The organism is Gilliamella sp. M0320 (genome assembly GCF_016101635.1).
GTDB classification, from domain to species: Bacteria; Pseudomonadota; Gammaproteobacteria; order Enterobacterales; family Orbaceae; genus Gilliamella; species Gilliamella apis.
In genome coordinates, this window is sequence record NZ_JACFQD010000002.1 from 91,345 (window position 1) to 111,402 (window position 20,058).

Genomic DNA, 20,058 nt, shown 5'->3' on the forward strand with positions numbered 1-20,058 from the left:
TCAGTAACAGTCACTAAATTTTTCCTGAATTTAAATATTTTTGCATCTCTTCTTTCGGTACCATTCCACCGCCAGTTGCCCATACTAAATGAGTTGCATTTTGTAATTGCTGAGGAGTGAATTGCATACGTTCTAAATATTCCGAGTTGTTAGTTACAACTACCGGACCTTGCATACCGGCAAGGGCAGACGGTTCAAGTTGAATGTGCTCAGTTTTATCCAGTAGTACTAACAAATCATACATTTCCTGATCCGACAAGGTATAATACCCATCTAACAGACGTTCCATGGCTCGTCCAACAAATCCAGAAGCACGACCAACAGCCAATCCATCTGCGGCGGTAATATTATCAATTCCGATGTCTTGTACCGAAATTTTGTCGTGTAGACCAGTATAAACTCCTAGTAACATACACGGTGAATGTGTTGGTTCAGCAAAAATACAGTGTACATTATCACCGAATGCCATTTTTAAACCAAAAGCAACACCGCCAGGTCCACCACCTACACCACATGGTAAATAGACAAAAAGTGGATGATCTTTATCAACTTTAATTCCTTGTTCATTGAATTGTTGCTTTAAGCGTTCACCGGCGACTGAATATCCTAAAAATAGGGTAGTAGAATTTTCATCATCGATAAAGAAACATTTTGGATCAGACTCTGCCGCTTTACGGCCTTGTTCAACCGCAACACCATAATCTTGCTCATACTCAACAACATTAACACCATGATCACGTAATTTCTGTTTTTTCCATTCTCGAGCATCAGCAGACATATGTACGCTAACTTTAAATCCGAGTTTAGCACTCATTATGCCAATTGATAAACCAAGGTTACCTGTTGAACCTACAGCAATACTATACTGACTAAAAAACTGTTTAAATTTATCAGAATATAATTTGCTGTAATCATCTTGTTCTGATAATAGTCCATTTTCAATGGCTAGTTTTTCAGCGTGAGTTAAGACTTCATAAATACCACCTCGAGCTTTAATTGAGCCAGAAATTGGTAAATGACTATCTTTTTTCAAATAAAGCTTACCTGCGATATCAACATTATATCTGGCTTCAAGGGCATTTTTCATATTAGTAATTTCAACTAACTGTGATTCAATAAAACCCTTGGTTATAGCTGTTTCAGGGAAAGCTAATGATAAATATGGTGCGAAACGTTTTAATCGTTCACTCGCTTTTTTTATATCCGTTTGATCTAGCCCAACGAAAGGAAGACCGATTGCTAAAGTAGTGGTATTAGGATTAAACCAACAGCTTGGTTGAAGTTTAATTAAATTTTCTACTAACGGTTTATCGGCAATAAGTGTTTTTATCTCTATTTGATTCATATTCGCTCCTTGAAAGATATCTAAATAAAATTAGATAATAAAAAAGTACCCATTAATGCAACTACTGAAGCAATGAATGTTGCGGTGGTATAGTATTTTAAAATTTCACTCATTGTCGCTCCACAATATTGCTTAACAAGCCAAAATAATGAATCGGTAACTATTGTACAACCAATAGCACCCGAACCTATAGCCAATGTAATGATTTCAGGACTGATATTAGGATAAAGAGCTAGCATCGGTGATACGATTGCTGTGGCGCCCATCATTGCAACTGTCGCTGAACCTACTGCAGCATGCAAAATTATTGCTACTAACCACGCCAATAAAATTGGATGCATATCTAAATGGGATAAAATACTTGCTAAACTATCGCTCAAGCCACTCGCTTTTAAAATACCATTAAATGCACCGCCAGCACCGATAATTAATAAAATATTGGCAATTGATGAAAAGCAATCTTCAGTTTTATTGAGTAGGTCAGACATTTTCATATCACGTCTTAGACCTAGCATATAATAGGCAACAAATGCTGCTATAAACATAGCGGTAATAGGATTGCCGATAAATTCTAAAACAGTATAAATTGAAGTGTTTTTATCCATGTTCAACTCAGCAGTTGTTTTTATCAGCATGAGAAAAATGGGTAATAATACTGTAAACAATGTTGCACCTAATGAAGGCAGTTCTTCTTCAGTTCTTACTTTTAGATCTGAAAATTGTTCCGGTACAGCTTTAAATGGAATTCTATTTTTGATCATTCTTAAAAAAATAGGACCTCCAGATAATGATGCGATTATTCCAATAATTAATCCATATAAAATAACGCTACCAATATCAGCACCTAAAGCATTAGTGACATATAATGCAGCTGGATGAGGAGGGACAATACAATGAACGGCCATTAATGCAGTACATAATGGAATCGCTAACATTAATAACGAAGTTTTGGTTTTTTTAGCAATTGAAAATGTTAATGGTATTAAAAGTACAACGCCGACCTCAACAAATAACGTTATACCACAAATCATACCAATCAATACCATAATAACATCTGGTGATAAAAAGCGGCATTTTTGTAAGGTAATACCGATACGTTCAGCTGCACCTGATATTTCCATCATTTTTCCTAGAATGGTACCTAAACCAATTACCGCCGCTAAAAAGCCAAGTGTACCACCAATACCATCTTCGATTGAGGAAATCATTGCCAATGGCTTCATTCCCATTAATGCACCTACGTAAAAACTGGATAATAATAAGGCTAAAAATGGATGAAGTTTAAATTTGATAATACTTATTACAATTAATAAAATACTCGTTATTAAAACACCTAAAACCCAAATCTGTGAATCCATAATGTTTTCCTATTCTAATTAAAGTAAAAATTACCTTGTATTAGATTTTATGGAGAGATAACTGACAAATGATTATAAATCATGTTCACATGAATAAGATTCGGTTGAATAAGTGTCAGGCTGTAAGAAAGTAACAATCATTAATTTAATTAATTGTATTTGATTTAACATTTTTAGTTAAATGTTAAGAAAATAGGTAAGGAAGGATGTACAATGTTTGATGATGATCGTTTTATTACCACTAACCGATTGATATCAGGATATCAATTAGCTAAATTCCACACTTTTGAAGCAGTTGCACGATATAATTCCTTTATGCGCGCAGCGGAAGAATTATGTATTACTCCGAGTGCCGTTAGCCATCAAATTAATAAGCTTGAAGAAGAATTAAATTTTAAGCTATTTAACCGGTTTCATCGCCGTATTGAGTTGACCCCTGATGGTGAAAATTTATTTAATATTTTAAAAAAGTCCTTGTCGATACTAAATAAAGAAATCTTTGAAATAAAGAGTCAGGAATTAATCGGGCAGTTGACCATTTATTCTCGTCCTTCCTTTGCGCAAGGCTGGCTTGTTCCAAGAATATCAGAATTTAACAAGAAACATCCTTATATTATCTTGAATATATTAACAGGTAATGAAATAATCAATTTTGATCGTCATCGTATTGATTTAGCCATTTATTTTGATGATTTAGAGTATAACGACTTGGATGTTTATCATTTAATGAATGAAACGATTGTACCTGTGTGTAGCCCTCAATATGCGGAATATCATCAACTTACTGAAAATATTGAAAATCTAAAAAATTGCTTAATAATACATGATAATCAAGCTTGGGGATATGATACCAACTTCGACGAATGGCAATCTTGGGTGAAGCACTTTAATATTGATCTAGATTTTGAAGATTTACCTACAATGTTATTTGATCGATCTGATTTAGCAATCCTCGCGGCGATTAATCATTCAGGTATTGCCATGGGAAGAAAACATATTATCAATAAATATCTTGAATCAGAGGAGTTAGTTACTTCCTTTCCAAATATGACGTTAACATGCAAACAACGTTACTATGTTGTTTCTGCTTCCAAGGGAAGAAATCCAAAAGTTAAAGCTTTTGTAAGATGGTTAAAAGAAAATTTGGCTGAGCAGTCGGTTGAAAGTGTTATCTAAAATTTAGTTAAAACTAAAGATTAATTGTATATATCTAATATGAATATAGATATAATTTTTTCGTATTATCCCAATAGTTAATCACTATCTATAATGTTATCTCTAAAAAATAGAATCAATTGTTCAATTAGATTAATTTACTGATTGAAATAGGGAGCAATAATGAAAAAATATATTTGCATAATTATGCTGTTGGGTTTGACTTTAATTGGCTGTGACAATAAATCAGAATCAGCCCAAAAAAGTCAACAAGATAAAAAAGAGATCGTAGTTGGTTTGCCACCAAGTATGCACAATATAATGATGGAAAAAGTTGTTAAGCCCGCTTTAGAACAAAAGGGTTATAAAGTTAAATTGGTAAATTTCAGCTCTCTTAGAGATTCAAATACTGCTTTAGTTGAAGGAAGTATTGATCTTAATGCCGCACAGCATCAAGCTTATCTTGACGTTTATAATAAAGAAACTAAAAGTGATCTTGTATCTTTAGTCCATATTCCTTCTATTTCAGCTGCGCTTTTTTCTCAATTGCATCATTCTATTGATGAAATAGCTAATGACCAAACAATTGTCATTCCCAATGATCCATCAAATAAGGCAAGATCATTATTATTCTTACAAAGCTTAAATTGGATTACTTTAAAATCTGATAGTAAATCGGGAACATTAGATTTAAATGATATAGCAGAAAATAGATATAATTTAAAATTTAAATCGATATTATCGGAATTAATTCCTAGAACTCTAGGTGAAGTTGATTATGCGATAATGCCAGGTGGTGTTGCATGGTTAAGTAAAATTCCAGCTGATAATGTTTTAGTACAAGAAAAGTTAACCCCTAATTTAGAATTAATGGTTGTAGTAAAAAAAGAAAATTTGAACAGTAAATGGGCTCAAGAGGTTAAACAACTTTACCAATCAGATGCACTTAAAAAATTCATTAGTGAAGATCCTGATGCGAAAGGTCGTTTTATCTGGCCCCAACAATAAGCAAATAATTATTTATAAACTATTCTAGTAATAAATTAGAATAGTTTATATTGTTATACATCATATTGATTATTTATAAATAATTAAAATAAATTTATGATGCTAGTTGTTATAAAATCAATGACTCTATTTGATTTTATTATTTTTTAATAAAGAGTTTTAGATTTTGATGATTTACTCTAAAATTCGTTGTGTTAATATTTATACTCTTTGATATAAATATTATTTAAAAAAAGTAGTTAAATGTGATGAAAAAAATAAAATACTCTCTTATATTAGCTTGTAGCATAACACTTTGTAGCTGTTTTAATGGTCCAACCTCACAAGTTCGTCTAATTGATAATCCTACTGCCAATGAAATTAAGTTAGTAATTGACGGTAAAGATGTTGTCATTCCAGCTAACTCAAAAATTAAGTATACTTTCGAATATGGTAAACATAATTTAACTTATAATAATGAGTCGTTTGACATTGTTGTAAAACCAGTAAAATTTGATGGTACAGGCATTATTAATCCAACCCAAAGTAACTACATGTTACATACGTTTATTTATGCAACTGACAACACTAGTGATGAAACATTTGACAAATTATATGAGAAAACGCTTAATAAAGTTGATGTTATCATAGATGGTGAGCAAGTACAGATTGAACTTCCTGTAAAAGTGGTTAATGATTTCTTTATTGAAGATGAAGATAATAGATGGGATTACTCTATTGATGAAAAAATTCCAGACGAAATTTCTGAAAAACTTAATAAAAATCAATCTTATCAGGCTCGTAAAATTAAAATGTATCGTGAAAGTGAATATTTGAAGTTTTTAAAAGAAGATTGGTTAGAAGAGGAAGATGAAGTTAGTTTTCCTAATAAACCTAAAAAATTGTCTGAAATTAATCAGTATGTATTCCCGAAACTTGATTTAGAAAGTATTACATGTAATGAAGGTAAAAAATATTTGCAGGATACATTAGATAAATGGCAACAACTTTTTACTTTAACAGGAAGTGATTTTGACAGTAAGTATGAAGGATTAGGGGGATATGATGGCATGCTTGCCTTACGTGATTCTAAAAAACTTTGTCCTACAGATAAAGATCCTGAACAAACTTATTCAAAAGCTATTAGCCCTTTAGATGAAGCTTTAACTAAAGGACGTGATATATACTTTTTTATTGTCAAATAAAATTTGAAAATTATTCTTTGTTAAAAGATTTAATTATTACAATAAAAGGCATAAAATCCTATAATTAGGTTTATGCCTTTTACTTTTTATACTAACAATAACCATTTCTTTATGATAAAATTTATAATCTTTTAATATGAATTATATAAATGGATGTTATGAAAAGTTTAAAGTATTCCCTTATATTAACTTGCAGCATAACGCTTTGTAGCTGTTTTAGTGGACCAGCTAAAGTTGAACGCGTGATTGATAATCCTACCTCAAATGAAATTGTAATCGCCATTGATGGTAAAGAACTGGCAATCCCGGCTAACTCTAAAACTACGTACACTTTTGAATATGGTAAGCATAATTTAACTTATAATAATGAGTCGTTAGATTTTATTGTTAAACCATCTAAATATTCTGGTGATGGATTTATTAATCCAACCCAAAGCAACTATATGCTTCATACATTTATCTATGCTACTAACAATACTAGTGACGAAGCTTTTGACAAAATATATAAAGAAACTATAAATAAGATCTCTATCATTTTAAATGGTGAGGAAGGAGAACTGGAGCTGCCTGTAATTGTTGTTAATGACGTTTTCATTGAAGGCGAACTTAATAGATGGGACTATTCTATTGACCAAGAAATACCTGAAGAAATTACTGAAAATATTAATGAAAATCAGGCTTTTCAAACTCGTAAAACTAAAATTTACCGTGAAAAAGAATATATCAATTTATTACAAAATGATTATTTCAACTCCTTAGAAGGTGAAGAGTCAAAAGTTGAAATAAGTTTCCCTAACAAAACAATAAAACTAGCTGAAATTACTAAATATGCTTTTCCTAAAATTAATTTGGAAGAAATTAAATGTGATGAAGGTAAAAAATATTTAACAAAAACATTAGAAAATTGGCAAAAATTTTTCACTTTAACAGACAATGATTTTGCTAGCACGTATGAAGATTTAAGTGGAGAAGAAGGAAAAGAAGCATTAATACGATCCCTTGAACTTTGTCCTAAAAAAATCGATCCAGAAAACACCTATTTTCCAGCATATAAACAATTAGTTGACTTTATCAATGATACGCGATATATACCTTTGATATTATTAAATAAAATATAGTTATTTTCTGATTCAAAATAGATAAAATTATAAAAGGCATAATATTTTAATTATGCCTTTTATTTTATAAACCAACCATATTAAAAGTTGAGGAGCGGGTTTTTTAAAACTTAAAAATGCAATTTTCCATTATTGCAAATCACAGTGCATTCTTAAATAAATTCGGATAGCACAAATTGTAAGTAATAATATTGATATAAATCACATAATTCATATAAAACAATTTGATTAAGTTAAGATCAATATAATATTTATGATGAGTTAATAAATGAAAGGAATATCTTATGAATAAAACTAAGTTGAAAATTGTCGCATTGATTAGTGGGATTATCCTTAGTACTTCTAGCGCTTTAGCCTCACTTGATGATGCCAAACAACTAAAAATCATTAGTTATAATGTTTATAATGGTATGAAGTTAGATGAGAGTGAAGGTAAACAGAAATATATTGATTGGGCAAAAGCACAAGATGCCGATATTATTGCTTGGCAAGAAATGAATTTTTTTACTCGTGAAAAACTTGAAAAATTTGCAGCCAGTTATGGACATAAATATGCGGTACTTTTAAAAGAATCACCAGAAGATGCTGCTTTTTTCCCTGTAGCTATTACCTCTAAATATCCAATAGTTAATGTTAATAAAGTAGTTGATAATTTGTGGCATGGGGCACTCTATGCAGATATCGGAAATTATCATTTTGTCGTTACACATATGAATCCATTTTGGACAGCTAAACGAATTGATGAGATTAATTTAATTATCGATTCAATCAAATATAGTCGTGATCCTAAAGGGAAATGGATAATTGCCGGGGATTTGAACTCATTTTCGCCAGCAGATAAATCTGACTATGATAAAAGTACCCTTTTAGAGGATATTAAAGAAAAGCAAAAGAAAAGACCAATTTTAGAAAATCTGGTTGATGGTAAACTAAGTTATACTGTACAACAAAATCTTCTGGATGCTGGTTTTATTGATGCATTAAAAATTAAACATAAAGAATTTGTGGCAACTGCACCAACTAAAGTATTTTATGATCAAGCATCAGTTCCATTACGCTATGATTACATTTATGTTTCACCACCACTTAAAAATAATGTCATTGATGTTCAAGTTATAAAAGATGATTTTACGGATAAATATTCCGATCATTATCCTGTCCAGATGATCATAAAAAATGATTAATATTAATCGAACTTATTTATATAAAAGATATTGATAGATTAAACGGGCAAAAGCCCGTTTTTTTTATTGTGTTTTTTATTTTAAAAGGCGAGAAAAATAACCGTTACTTTTAATCCAAACGAGATTAAAAAATTATTTTCTTGCAACAAATACTGCTCGCATTGGCGCAGGATAACCTTCTACTGTTTTGGATAAATCATTAGGATCTAAAAATTCCGCTAATGAATCGGATTCCATCCATTCTGTTTTGCGTTGTTCATCCAAACTGGTTTTGGATATATCAACCATTTTTATATCTTTAAAACCACATTTATGTAACCAATTTATCATGGTTGGTACTGATGGAATAAAATAGACATTTCGCATTTGAGCATAACGTTCACCAGGCATTAATGCTTGATGTTCGGTTCCCTCAATAACCAATGTTTCGAGTACTAATTCACCACCATCAACTAATTGATCTTTCAATTGATAAAGATGATCAAGCGGTGAGCGACGATGATATAACACTCCCATTGAAAAAACCGTATCAAATGCGTTTAATTTTGGTAATTCTTCAATGCCTAATGGAAGTAAGTGAGCTCGCTGGTCATTGCCCAATAGTTTTCTTATTGCTTCAAATTGGCATAGATAAAGCGCCATAGGGTCAATACCAACAGCAAGTTTAGCTCCTGCACCAATCATACGCCATAAATGATAACCGCTATTGCAACCAACATCGAGAACTGTTTTACCTTCTAAATAATCGATATGATTAATCAATCTTTGCCATTTCCAGTCGGAACGCCATTCAGTATCAATATCAACACCATAAAGATGAAAAGGGCCTTTACGCCATGGCATCATAGTTTTTAATAATTGTGTGATACGTTGCTGTTCGCCAGAAGATAATGGTTGCTCGGTTTTTGCGGTTACACTATGTAATAGATCAACTTGAAAAGGGCTAATTGCTGGTAAGTGTTTAATACTATTTATCCATTGACTAAAACGATTATCTAAATTTTGTTTTTGCCAATTAGCCAATTGCGCCGGTAAAACTTCAAGCCAATTTTTAAGCTTATTTTTTGCGATAATTTGGTAAAAATCACCAAAATCAATCATTCTGTTTTCCTTTATAATTAAATTAAATCTAGAGGTTATTTGATAGCAATAATAGAGCCAAAATTAAAACATTGAAACCAAGTATCAACATGCTCAAATCCTGCTGTCATCAGACGTTGTTTATGGGTAGCAACTGTGTCTGTAAGCATGACATTTTCTAGCATATTACGTTTTTGGCTTATTTCCAGTTCACTATAGCCATTGGCTCTTTTGAAATCATGATGCATATTAAATAATAATTCGTCGACAGTCTCATCACTAAAACTAAACTTTTCCGATAAAACTAATATGCCATTTGGTCGCAAAGCTTGATAAATATTACTTAAAACCCGTTGTCGATTTTCTGGGGTTAAAAATTGCAAGGTAAAATTAAGAACTACCATTGATGCATTTTGCATATTTATATTACAAATATCTTCACATATTACATCGACAGGTGTATTTGATTTATAGGCATCAATATGCTTTTTACATCGTTCTACCATAGGTAATGAATTATCAATAGCAATAATGTGACAATTTTCGTGTTTGATATTACGACGAATAGCGAGCGTGGCAGCACCCAACGAGCAGCCTAAATCATAAATCATAGAGTTAGGTTGTACAAATCGGTCAGCCAGCATACCAATCATTGATATTATATTCGAATAACCGGGTACCGAACGCTGCACCATATCTGGGAAAACTTCGGCAACTTTTTCGTCAAAAGTCCAATCACCTAATTTATCGATCGGGGTTGCAAATAGCTGGTCTTTTTTGGTATCCATAAAAGTTATTGGTACTATAGAATCTAATTCTGTTATCATACCATTTTTTGCGTTCGATTGTTCGAGTAATTATGACTTTTGTTGATTTTACAGCCATTTTCGCAACGATTATTATCAGTATTTCGGTCACTTTTTTATTAGGAAAACGCTGGCAGTTTTGGTTTAACCTTCACTTAACCGGTTATGGTCGAATTATTTATTGGCTGACTATTGGTTTGGCCGGTGCATCGTTAATCCTTGCTAGAGTATTAAATGATATTTTAACCTCGGGATTACATTTGTTCCTGTTAACGATTGCCGGTTTGATGATCTGTAGCGTTTTTATAACACTCATTTTTGAAATTGTTTATCGGGTTAGCAAAAAGCAAATTAAGCCTAATCTTTGGCATAAAATCAGTTATATTATTGCAGTTGTAGCTTTGTTTTGTTTTGGCCATGAAATGGCGATAAATCCTAAAATAGTAGATTATCAGGTTGTGATTAATAAATCAGCCAATGTTGATCATCTAAGAATTGTGCAACTTTCTGACATTCATATTAATGAACAAACCTCTGCAAGAATGATTCAAAACATGATTGACAAGGTAAATAGCTTAAAGCCTGATTTTATTGTAATAACTGGTGATACATTAGATAAACGATTAAAACCTTTCCTCGAAAATGGATTTATTGAACAGTTCCAGCAATTAAAATCAAAATACGGTAATTATATTATTTTTGGTAATCATGAATATTTAGGTACCCATGATAATAATAATCGTGAAGAAGATATTATTAATGCATTCAAACAGGCGCATTTAAAAGTATTGAAAGATGATATTGTTTATCTTGATGAGGTTGGCATCACGTTGATAGGGCGTGATGACTTTTCATCATATAAGTACGATGTTAAGCGCGCCTCATTATCCGATTTAATTATGTTTTCTGATACTGATAGACCAATAATTTTATTAGATCACCAACCACGAGATATTAAAGATGTTGCTGAACAACAAGTAGATTTAATGTTATCTGGACATACTCATGGTGGTCAAATCTTTCCTATCAATATATTGGTGGCGATGATGTACAAAAATGCCAATGGTATTTATTACGATGCTGATCATCATTTCACCAGTATAGTCAATAGCGGTTACGGATTTGGAGGCCCACCAATTCGATTAATGACTCGCTCTGAAATTGTTGTAATCGATGTATCTTTTGTCAACAAAACTACCATTCAATAGATTATCTTAAATAGGAAGCGTATTTTGAATTATCAATTTATTATTAGTAATGATGAATTATCCAATTATTGTCAAAAGATCAAGAATAGTAGTGCTATAGCATTGGATACTGAATTTGTGCGAACTAGGACATTTTATCCTCATTTAGGGCTTTTACAGGTTTTTGATGGTCAACATGCTGCTTTAATTGATCCGCTTAATATTAACGATTGGCAGGAATTCTTAGCAATTTTAACCAATCCTAATATTGAAAAATATTTTCACTCCTGTAGCGAAGATATTGAAGTGTTTCTTCATGCATTTAATTGTGTTCCTTCTCCAGTAATCGATAGCCAAATTTTAGCTTCTTTTTTGGATAATCCCATCAGTAGTGGTTATGCAAGTTTAGTCAATAAATATCTTGGCGTTGAGTTAGATAAAAGTGAAACACGGACTGATTGGTTAAAACGTCCTTTGACTGAAAAACAGTGTGATTATGCTATTAATGATGTTTTATATCTGTTTCCATTAATGGATAATTTAAAATCTCAGCTTACATCGATTGATTATTTAGCGGCTGCTTATCAAGAATGTCGAAATGCAATTGCGCGTAAATGTGAAACATTTGATCCTCAAAAGGCTTACTTAAATATTAAAAATAGCTGGCAATTTAAAGGGGATAGTTTAGGGCAATTAGCTAAACTTGCTTGCTGGCGCTATCAATTTGCCAAAACTCACGACATAGCGTTGAATTTTGTGGTGCACGAAGAGATATTATGGAAAATTGCGCGTTATCAACCAACTTCTTTAGCAGAACTTGATAAATTGGGTATGAAAGGTAAAGATATTCGTGCATATGGTCAAACAATTTTGGATATATTGCTTCAACCTATACCTATTATTCCGGCAATTCAACGTATTAATAGTTATCCAAATTATAAAAACATTGCTGATTTATTGAAAAAAATCGCTGAAAAAATAGCATCACAAACAGGGCTTAACAGCGAATTAATACTTTCAAGACGATTAATCAATCAGTATGTAAAATGGCAAAATGATAGGAAAGGTGAAATTCCAGAAATTCTGTCAGGATGGCGTAAACCATTATTTGAACAATATGACCTGCCTAATTGATTAAGCCATAATGTAAGAATGACAAAATTTTAGTTAAATGGTGTCAAATTACTCTGACACCAATCTCTATATTAAGCTAGTTCACTTAGCATCGATTCAACAATTTTTGATGATTGGGCTGCAGCAAGTTTTAAAAATGATTGAAAATCAACTGCCGATTCATTATCTCCATTATCAGAAATTGCTCTCACCACCACAAAAGGTACTTTAAATAACCAACAAACATGGCCAATAGCGGCAGCTTCCATTTCAACGGCGATTGCATCAGGAAAAGTTTGCTTGATCCGTTCTAAATTGCTTTTACCATTGATAAAGGCATCACCACTGCCAATTGAGCCATCAACAGCGTTGACCCCATGTTTCTTTATACATTGTTTAGCTAATGATTGATAATTAACATCAGCAGCAAACGAAACAGGACAACCTGACATTTGACCTGGTTTATATCCAAAGGCGGTTAAATCAACATCATGATAAAATACATCTTTTGATACAATAATATCACCGATATTCAGTTCCGTTGACAGCCCACCCGCTGAACCGGTATTAATGACTGCATCAACTTGATAATTATTTAATAATAATGTTGTTCCTGAGGCTGCAGCAACTTTACCTATGCCTGATTGTAATAATACAATTTCACAATTGGCTATTTTACCAATATGAAAATCACATCCTAAATGACGCTCTAATTGATAATCGGTAATTTTACTCTTTAGTATGGCTACTTCTTCTTCCATAGCAGCGATAATAGCAATTTTCATATGGTCCTCTTGGCTTATTAACCGTATATTTATTTTAAATGTGCTATCATAATTGCTGTAAGTTAACTTGACAATAAATGAATATAACGGAGATAAAATTTGCGTACGATTTTTATAACGGGGTGTTCAAGCGGTATAGGATTGATTTCAGCTATCGCTCTGAAAAAACGAGGTTATCGTGTCATTGCATCATGCCGCAAAATAGCAGACCAACAAAAATTAATTGAGCAAGGTTTTGAAACCGTTTTATTAGACTTAGACGATGCCGATTCAATTAATCAAGCTGCGCAACAAGTATTAACCTTGTGTGAGGGTAAATTATATGCGTTATTTAACAATGCTGGATTTGGCGTCTATGGCCGTTTAAACACCATCAGTCGATCACAATTAGAATCACAGTTTTCTACTAACTTTTTTGGTGTTCATCAATTAACCCAATTATTATTACCGGCAATGATTGAACAAAATGAAGGTAGAATAATTCAAACTAGCTCAATTGTTGGCATAGTCGCAACACCGGGTAGAGGCGCATATTCTGCCAGCAAATATGCTTTAGAAGCATGGTCTGATGTACTGCGTTTAGAGTTAGCTAACACCAATATTAAAGTTTGTTTAATTGAACCAGGTCCATTAAAAACCTATTTTTCAAATAATGTAAATCAGACCGAAAAAGAAAAAATAGTAAAAAATCCACCTATTGCTAAACGCTTTACATTAGCCCCTGAAGCGGTGTTACCATATCTGTATCACGCATTAGAGCATAACAAACCGAAAATACGTTACAGGGTAACAAAAGTAACTAAATTGGCGGCAATAGCTAAACGTTTGCTTCCAGATAGATTAATGGATAAAATTTTACAAAATAAATAATCAGTTAAACTTATTTATAGGATAGATTATGTCAAATCAATTTATTTTTGATGTTAATAAACAGAATATTCAAGAAATTATTGAAAAATCAACTAGTAGTCCTGTGTTATTCTATTTTTGGTCACCAAGAAGTCCTAACTATCAAGAAATGACAGATACGTTAACCAAATTAGCAACACAACATCAAGGACAATTCATTCTTGCTAGCGTAAATTGTGATGAACAACAAATGTTAGCAGCACAGTTTGGGCTTAGAGCAATTCCAACCGTTTATATGTTTCAAAATGGTCAACCTGTTGATGGTTTTCAAGGCCCACAAAATGAAGAAACCATCAAAACCTTTTTAGATAAAATTTTACCTAATGAAGATGAATTGAAACTTATTGAAGCGCAACAATTTTTTAATGAAGGCCAATATGCGCAAGCATTACCTTTATTAAAACAAGCTTGGACTGTACTTAAAGATCATTTAGGTAAACCAAGATCAGATATTGCGTTAATGTTAGCGAAAAGCCAAATTGAACAAAAACAACTAGCAGAAGCTAAGGATGTTTTGGCAACTATTCCATTACAAGATCAGGATTCAGCTTACCACGGTTTACAAGCCGAAATTGAGTTACTCGAACAAGCAGCAAATTCACCTGAATTACAGCAATTACAAGCTGAGTTAGCTAAACAGCCAGATAATGTTGAGTTAATGATTCAACTTTCATCGCAACTAATGCAAGTTGGTCGGCACGAAGAAGCATTAGAACTGTTGTTTAAACCTTTAACAAAAGATCTGAATGCTGGTGAAGGGCAGGTGAAGAAAACTTTACTAGATCTATTAGCAGCTTTAGGAACCAATAACGCACTTGCTAGTAGCTATCGCCGTAAGCTTTATACGCTATTATATTAAAATTGCTAAAACCAAAGCTTGAAGGATTTTGGACGCTTTTTTATGATCAACTGGATATTAAGGACGAATATCACAACCTAGAAATATATTTCGCAGTAAAGTTAATGAATAAAAAAATCGTGGAAAATTGAATTCTAGATAGTTAGGTTAAGTTATATAAAATGAAGAGATTCAACAATTGAGCATTGTTGAATCTTTTTTATTTAATGTTCGATAACGCGAGGAAAGTTTTCATTACTACGAAGGGTTAGAACTTCCACACCATTATCTGTAACTAAGATCGTGTGCTCATATTGGGCTGACAATCCATGATCTTTGGTTTTAACTGTCCAACCATCTTTCATGGTACGAGTACGCCAATCCCCAGTATTTACCATCGGTTCAATAGTAAAGGTCATACCTGGTTTTAATATCACACCGCCATCATCAGCATCATAATGTAAAACTTGTGGCTCATCATGATATACTTCACCTATACCATGACCGCAATATTCACGAACAGAAGAAAAGCCAAATTTATCAACATATTTTTGAATTGCTTTACCGATTTCTTTTAATCTGATCCCCGGTTTAATGATTTTAATGGCTTCGTATAAACTCTCTTGTGTGACTTGACATAGTTTTTCTCCGGCAACAGTTGGTTTTCCTGCAATGTACATTTTTGAGGTATCCCCATGAAAACCATCTTTAATTACGGTCACATCAATATTAAGAATATCACCATCTTTTAACTTTTTATCAAAACTTGGAATACCATGACATACTACATCGTTAATTGAAATGCAGCTGGTATGCTGAAAACCATGATAACCGATGTTGGCAGGAATAGCTTTTTGCACATTAACAATGTGTTCATAACAGATCTGATCTAGTTCACCAGTGCTAATACCAGGTTTTACATAAGGTTCAATCATTTCTAAAACTTCTGCTGCTAATTTACCAGCAATACGCATTTTTTCGATTTCAGCGGGGGTTTTTAACTTAATAGACATTAATGGGTTCCTATAATTTGTATGGCAATATCCTATCATATACCGCTATTTCGTCAAATCATAGCTATTGATAAATCAAGTATAATGATTAAATTTTAAATTTTTGTTAAAAAATTTTGAGGAAAGGGGTTTTTGGACATAAAAAAAGAAAACTAATACAGCTTAAAACCATTTAATTATATAATAATGCATTATAAAAAAAGGTTTTCATAAAATGCAATGTAGTTATTATCAAGAAAATAAATGTTTGTCTTGTCATAAAATAAATCAACCATATAAATCTCAATTAAATGAAAAGCAAAACCAATTAATTGAAACTTTAGCAAAGTTTAATCCTAAAGAAGTTAAAGATCCATTTGCTAGCCCTGAGCAAGGTTTTCGCAATAAAGCTAAAATGGCGGTGCTAGGCACGGTTGAAAAACCCTTATTAGGTATACAAAATGATAATCAGATCATTGATCTGTGTGATTGTCCGCTTTATAGCGTTAATATGCAAAGTATCCTAAAAATGGTTCGTACCTATATCCGTAAACAGGGATTGGTTCCTTATAATATTAATAAGCGGAAAGGGGAGTTAAAATTTGTCATTATTACCGAAAGTGTTATCGATGATAAAAGCCACTTTATGCTACGGTTTGTATTAAAATCACATAAATTTGTCGAGAAGATAAGCAATAGTTTGCACAATTTAATCGATAAGATAAATAATCTACAAGTCGTATCGATTAATATTCAACCTAATCATGCCGCCATATTAGAGGGTAACGAAGAGTTAATTTTAACGGATAATCCTTTTCTAGAATTTAGGTTAAATCACATACCACTTTATATAAAATCAAAAAGCTTCTTTCAAACAAATAGCTATATTGCTGAAAAATTATATAAAACGGCTAGTGATTGGCTGGCGAATTTAGATGTAAATTCTATTTGGGATCTCTTTTGTGGTGTGGGAGGATTTGGTTTGCATTGTGTTCGTCATGCCAATAACGATAATATTCAATTAACAGGAATTGAAATTAGTTCTGATGCTATTGAATGCGCATCAAAATCTGCTAAACAGCTAGGTTATGACAAACTTAATTTTGAATCATTAGATGCTACTAAATATGCAACACATCAAAACCAGACACCTGATTTAGTCTTACTTAATCCACCAAGGCGAGGGGCAGGTAGAGTACTGGTCGAATATCTGGAAAATATACAACCTAATTATATTTTATATTCAAGTTGTAATTTGTCATCATTAGCACAAGATCTACAATTGTTGACTCATTACCAAATGATCAAAGTACAATTGTTTGATATGTTCCCTCATACATCTCATATGGAAGTGTTAGTTTTGTTAGAAAAAATCTGATAAATCATTACACCAATATAGGCTAGTTTTTATTATGAATACTAATAAATCTAGCCTAACCAATTTTGTGAATCTTTTTGTTCTTACCTTTTATTTTTAGCGTATAAAGATTTCTTATCCTGATTCTATTCAATTTTTATAATTACCTCAATAATATTAAATGATAATCATTAGCAAATGTTAATAATTATCATTACTATTGATCATGTTTATTATTTTTGCTAGATTAATGATCAAAAAATGATAATTATCAAATATTGGGGCATTGGTTAAGGCAGTTCATTAATCTAATTTTGTGGTGAAAAATGAAAATAAATAAAATATTGCTAATGATGATAGTGGCTTCAATACCTTTCCCTGTATTTGCTGATGGTGATGATATAGAAACAATTACGGTTACGGCGAGTAGACAAAAGAAAGCTAAATTGGCTATCCCTGAAACGGTTGATGTGGTGACTAAGAAAAATATAGATGATCATCAAATGTCAACGATGGAAGATTTAGTTAGATATATGCCAGGGATATCAGTAAATAGACAAACTTCTGGTACCGATCCTTTTGGTAACCTTGGTGGAATTAGAATACGTGGTATGTCAGGTAACCGTGTTCAGTTGCAAGTAGATGGCTCAAGAGTTATTGAAAGTATACAAGACGGAAACAGAAATTTTATTGATTTATCAAATATGAAAGCCGTGGAAGTTATACGTGGACCTGGATCAGTTTTGTGGGGTGCAGATGCGGTTGGTGGTGTTGTGGCATTTAAAACATTAGATCCTAGTGATTTACTTAAAGGTAAATCTTATGCAGTTAGAGTTAATGGTGGTTATGATAGTTTGAATAAACAAAACACCAAAACCGGTATGTTAGCTGTTGAACTAATGCCTAATTTAGAAGGTTTATTAAGTTTTAGTCGTCGAGATTATCAAGAAGCAAGGTTAAGCAAAGCTAAAGCGAATGGGGGTATTTGGGGATGTCCGCGAGGAGCAGATGTCATTCGATGTAATAAACTAAATCCTTTAGATGCGAAAGCAGAAAATATGCTAACTAAATTGGTTTATCATAATGATAATCGGGAAACAAAATTAACATTTGAAAATTTCCGTTCTAACTCGTTTGTAAAACAATTATATGATTACGGTTTACAATCTAATGGAACTTTCAATGGTGATTATCGAAGAACACAAATACAAACTCGTAAAAGGTTTGCCATCGATGATAGTTGGATGCCGTCAGTTGGGTTTGTCGATCAAATTAAAACCATGATCTCTTATTCTCCTCAAGAACGTTATTTAAAATCACATCGCCAACAAAAAGATAAAAGAAAAAAGCCGATTTATACCTATACAACTAATGATTATAAAGAAAAATTCTGGCAATTGGATTTACAATTAAACTCAAACTTTGACTTTTTAAACAGTAGTCATGATTTAGTTTATGGTTTTCAGGGCGATATTACCCGTAGTTACTATCGTAATGAAAGTACAAAAAATGGTAAAAAAACCATTGGTGGAGGGTTTAATTTTGCTAATTCTAAAACACAACGAGCTGATGTTTATTTGCAAGATGAATTTCATTTAATTAGTGAACGTTTTAAAATTAAACCTGGTTTACGCTATGCAACTTATAAAATCAAACCAAATGCAGATAGCCATTATGCAGTCATCGAAGGAAAAGAACCTCGTGAGATTACATCACATCGTTTTATTCCCCAATTAGGTGCTTTATTTAATATTACCGATCAATACTCAGTTTATGCTCGTTATGCTGAAGGTTTTAAAATGCCAACAGCTCAACAGTTATATACTTCTTTGCCATCATTTAGTATGAATCTAATCCCTAATCCTAAATTGAAACCAGAAAAAGTAAAATCATATGAAACAGGGTTAAGAGGCGATTTTTCTAAAGGCTGGTTTAGTGTAGGCTTTTTTAAAGCTGATTATAGTGATTATATAAAGAATTTTATTCGTGTTGGACCAAAAGATTATACCTATAAAAATTTATCTAAAGTTAATCTTTGGGGCATTGAATCATCGGCTGAATGGCAATTTTATCCAAATTGGACATTAAATGCATCGACTTCGTATCAATATGGTAAAAAACAAGAATCACCTGGAGAGAAAAAATCTTACTTTAATGATGCTATGCCATTACAAGGTAACCTCGGTTTAAAATGGCATCTTCCTGATTTCAATTTTGATACCGAAGTATTAGCTACTTTTTCTAAAGCGGTTTCACATGTATCGAAAGATAGCTCGTCTTCAGATGAAGTATTTAAACCAAGTGGTTATGCCATTTATGATGCTTATTTAAATTGGCATCCAAGCAAGAATATTACTATTAGGGGCTCAGTATTAAATATCTTCGATCGTCGTTATTTTAAATGGCCTATGTTTAGTAGTTATTATAAAAATCCGCAAACTAATGTCAAAGTGACGAATCCTATCGAGTTACAAACAGCGCCAGGAAGAACATTTGCCATAAGTGCGGTTATAAATTTCTAATAATTAAGGATGATTACTACTATCAAAATTTCAATAACGATATTGATAGTAGTAAATAGAAAAAATATTTAGTTTCGAGAATATAAGTTTTGCAAACATTGAAAAATATCATCTTGC

General features: G+C 32.2%; 17 protein-coding genes. 11 read left to right on the top strand and 6 right to left on the bottom strand.

The features are described from left to right. Positions 1 to 13: 13 nt before the first annotated feature. Both dsdA and dsdX read right to left on the bottom strand, forming a co-directional pair. Complete coding sequence (gene dsdA, locus H3T83_RS02965) at positions 14 to 1,345, bottom strand: D-serine ammonia-lyase (protein WP_198215058.1); 1,332 nt, start codon at positions 1,343 to 1,345, stop codon at positions 14 to 16. A gap of 20 nt (positions 1,346 to 1,365) precedes the next feature. Further along, positions 1,366 to 2,703 (bottom strand): D-serine transporter DsdX, encoded by a 1,338-nt coding sequence (gene dsdX, locus H3T83_RS02970; protein ID WP_198215059.1) that lies wholly within the window; start codon positions 2,701 to 2,703, stop codon positions 1,366 to 1,368. A 213-nt stretch (positions 2,704 to 2,916) separates the two neighbouring features. Here dsdX and dsdC point away from each other — a divergent pair, with 213 nt between their 5' ends. The 5 genes from dsdC (at position 2,917) to H3T83_RS02995 (ending at position 8,352) form a co-directional block, all read left to right on the top strand. Further along, positions 2,917 to 3,879 (top strand): DNA-binding transcriptional regulator DsdC, encoded by a 963-nt coding sequence (gene dsdC, locus H3T83_RS02975; RefSeq protein WP_198215060.1) that lies wholly within the window; start codon positions 2,917 to 2,919, stop codon positions 3,877 to 3,879. 162 nt (positions 3,880 to 4,041) lie between these two features. Further along, complete coding sequence (locus H3T83_RS02980; protein WP_198215061.1) at positions 4,042 to 4,866, top strand: MetQ/NlpA family ABC transporter substrate-binding protein; 825 nt, start codon at positions 4,042 to 4,044, stop codon at positions 4,864 to 4,866. A 248-nt stretch (positions 4,867 to 5,114) separates the two neighbouring features. Next, positions 5,115 to 6,050: a hypothetical protein gene (locus H3T83_RS02985; protein WP_198215062.1), complete on the top strand. Its 936-nt coding sequence runs from the start codon at positions 5,115 to 5,117 to the stop codon at positions 6,048 to 6,050. A gap of 158 nt (positions 6,051 to 6,208) precedes the next feature. Beyond that, the gene (locus H3T83_RS02990) at positions 6,209 to 7,168 is read left to right on the top strand and encodes a hypothetical protein (protein WP_131798778.1); all 960 of its coding nucleotides are present in this window, start codon (positions 6,209 to 6,211) and stop codon (positions 7,166 to 7,168) included. 284 nt (positions 7,169 to 7,452) lie between these two features. Beyond that, a complete protein-coding gene (locus tag H3T83_RS02995; RefSeq protein WP_081299931.1) occupies positions 7,453 to 8,352 on the top strand; it encodes an endonuclease/exonuclease/phosphatase family protein in 900 nt (299 codons plus the stop codon). 132 nt (positions 8,353 to 8,484) lie between these two features. Here H3T83_RS02995 and cmoB read toward each other — a convergent pair whose 3' ends face one another. Together cmoB and cmoA are read right to left on the bottom strand one after the other, a co-directional pair. Next, positions 8,485 to 9,453 carry a tRNA 5-methoxyuridine(34)/uridine 5-oxyacetic acid(34) synthase CmoB gene (gene cmoB, locus H3T83_RS03000; RefSeq protein ID WP_198215063.1) on the bottom strand — a complete coding sequence of 323 codons (969 nt, stop codon included), beginning with the start codon at positions 9,451 to 9,453 and terminating at the stop codon, positions 8,485 to 8,487. A 35-nt stretch (positions 9,454 to 9,488) separates the two neighbouring features. Further along, positions 9,489 to 10,259, bottom strand: coding sequence for a carboxy-S-adenosyl-L-methionine synthase CmoA (gene cmoA, locus H3T83_RS03005; protein ID WP_065578728.1), 771 nt, complete (start codon positions 10,257 to 10,259; stop codon positions 9,489 to 9,491). Positions 10,260 to 10,291: 32 nt separating this feature from the next. Between cmoA and H3T83_RS03010 the strand changes: the two genes are divergently transcribed. Further along, entirely contained in the window at positions 10,292 to 11,446 is a 1,155-nt protein-coding gene (locus H3T83_RS03010; RefSeq protein WP_065578729.1) for a metallophosphoesterase, read from the top strand. A 24-nt stretch (positions 11,447 to 11,470) separates the two neighbouring features. After that, positions 11,471 to 12,559 carry a ribonuclease D gene (gene rnd / locus H3T83_RS03015; RefSeq protein ID WP_198215064.1) on the top strand — a complete coding sequence of 363 codons (1,089 nt, stop codon included), beginning with the start codon at positions 11,471 to 11,473 and terminating at the stop codon, positions 12,557 to 12,559. Between the two features lie 71 nt (positions 12,560 to 12,630). Here rnd and H3T83_RS03020 read toward each other — a convergent pair whose 3' ends face one another. Beyond that, positions 12,631 to 13,323 (bottom strand): 5'-methylthioadenosine/adenosylhomocysteine nucleosidase, encoded by a 693-nt coding sequence (locus tag H3T83_RS03020; RefSeq protein WP_065578731.1) that lies wholly within the window; start codon positions 13,321 to 13,323, stop codon positions 12,631 to 12,633. 99 nt (positions 13,324 to 13,422) lie between these two features. Between H3T83_RS03020 and H3T83_RS03025 the strand changes: the two genes are divergently transcribed. Together H3T83_RS03025 and H3T83_RS03030 are read left to right on the top strand one after the other, a co-directional pair. Further along, positions 13,423 to 14,193: an SDR family oxidoreductase gene (locus tag H3T83_RS03025; protein ID WP_065578732.1), complete on the top strand. Its 771-nt coding sequence runs from the start codon at positions 13,423 to 13,425 to the stop codon at positions 14,191 to 14,193. A 28-nt stretch (positions 14,194 to 14,221) separates the two neighbouring features. After that, on the top strand, positions 14,222 to 15,091 hold the full coding sequence (locus H3T83_RS03030) for a co-chaperone YbbN (protein ID WP_198215065.1): 870 nt from the start codon (positions 14,222 to 14,224) through the stop codon (positions 15,089 to 15,091). A gap of 203 nt (positions 15,092 to 15,294) precedes the next feature. On the opposite strand, the gene map is transcribed toward H3T83_RS03030, so the two are convergent. Beyond that, complete coding sequence (map, locus tag H3T83_RS03035; RefSeq protein ID WP_065578734.1) at positions 15,295 to 16,083, bottom strand: type I methionyl aminopeptidase; 789 nt, start codon at positions 16,081 to 16,083, stop codon at positions 15,295 to 15,297. A 214-nt stretch (positions 16,084 to 16,297) separates the two neighbouring features. Here map and rlmC point away from each other — a divergent pair, with 214 nt between their 5' ends. Both rlmC and H3T83_RS03045 read left to right on the top strand, forming a co-directional pair. Beyond that, positions 16,298 to 17,440 (top strand): 23S rRNA (uracil(747)-C(5))-methyltransferase RlmC, encoded by a 1,143-nt coding sequence (gene rlmC, locus H3T83_RS03040; RefSeq protein WP_198215066.1) that lies wholly within the window; start codon positions 16,298 to 16,300, stop codon positions 17,438 to 17,440. 305 nt (positions 17,441 to 17,745) lie between these two features. Next, entirely contained in the window at positions 17,746 to 19,941 is a 2,196-nt protein-coding gene (locus H3T83_RS03045) for a TonB-dependent hemoglobin/transferrin/lactoferrin family receptor (RefSeq protein ID WP_198215067.1), read from the top strand. Positions 19,942 to 20,058 lie beyond the last annotated feature (117 nt).

What these genes read in the sequence shown, in the direction of transcription:
- cmoA (WP_065578728.1), bottom strand. Translation starts at nt 10,259, where the DNA reads ATGATAACAGAATTAGATTCTATAGTACCAATAACTTTTATGGATACC.
- dsdX (WP_198215059.1), bottom strand. Translation starts at nt 2,703, where the DNA reads ATGGATTCACAGATTTGGGTTTTAGGTGTTTTAATAACGAGTATTTTA.
- H3T83_RS03020 (WP_065578731.1), bottom strand. Translation starts at nt 13,323, where the DNA reads ATGAAAATTGCTATTATCGCTGCTATGGAAGAAGAAGTAGCCATACTA.
- H3T83_RS03045 (WP_198215067.1), top strand. Translation starts at nt 17,746, where the DNA reads ATGAAAATAAATAAAATATTGCTAATGATGATAGTGGCTTCAATACCT.
- cmoB (WP_198215063.1), bottom strand. Translation starts at nt 9,453, where the DNA reads ATGATTGATTTTGGTGATTTTTACCAAATTATCGCAAAAAATAAGCTT.
- H3T83_RS03030 (WP_198215065.1), top strand. Translation starts at nt 14,222, where the DNA reads ATGTCAAATCAATTTATTTTTGATGTTAATAAACAGAATATTCAAGAA.
- H3T83_RS02980 (WP_198215061.1), top strand. Translation starts at nt 4,042, where the DNA reads ATGAAAAAATATATTTGCATAATTATGCTGTTGGGTTTGACTTTAATT.
- map (WP_065578734.1), bottom strand. Translation starts at nt 16,083, where the DNA reads ATGTCTATTAAGTTAAAAACCCCCGCTGAAATCGAAAAAATGCGTATT.
- H3T83_RS02990 (WP_131798778.1), top strand. Translation starts at nt 6,209, where the DNA reads ATGAAAAGTTTAAAGTATTCCCTTATATTAACTTGCAGCATAACGCTT.
- H3T83_RS02995 (WP_081299931.1), top strand. Translation starts at nt 7,453, where the DNA reads ATGAATAAAACTAAGTTGAAAATTGTCGCATTGATTAGTGGGATTATC.
- dsdC (WP_198215060.1), top strand. Translation starts at nt 2,917, where the DNA reads ATGTTTGATGATGATCGTTTTATTACCACTAACCGATTGATATCAGGA.
- H3T83_RS02985 (WP_198215062.1), top strand. Translation starts at nt 5,115, where the DNA reads ATGAAAAAAATAAAATACTCTCTTATATTAGCTTGTAGCATAACACTT.
- dsdA (WP_198215058.1), bottom strand. Translation starts at nt 1,345, where the DNA reads ATGAATCAAATAGAGATAAAAACACTTATTGCCGATAAACCGTTAGTA.
- rlmC (WP_198215066.1), top strand. Translation starts at nt 16,298, where the DNA reads ATGCAATGTAGTTATTATCAAGAAAATAAATGTTTGTCTTGTCATAAA.
- H3T83_RS03010 (WP_065578729.1), top strand. Translation starts at nt 10,292, where the DNA reads ATGACTTTTGTTGATTTTACAGCCATTTTCGCAACGATTATTATCAGT.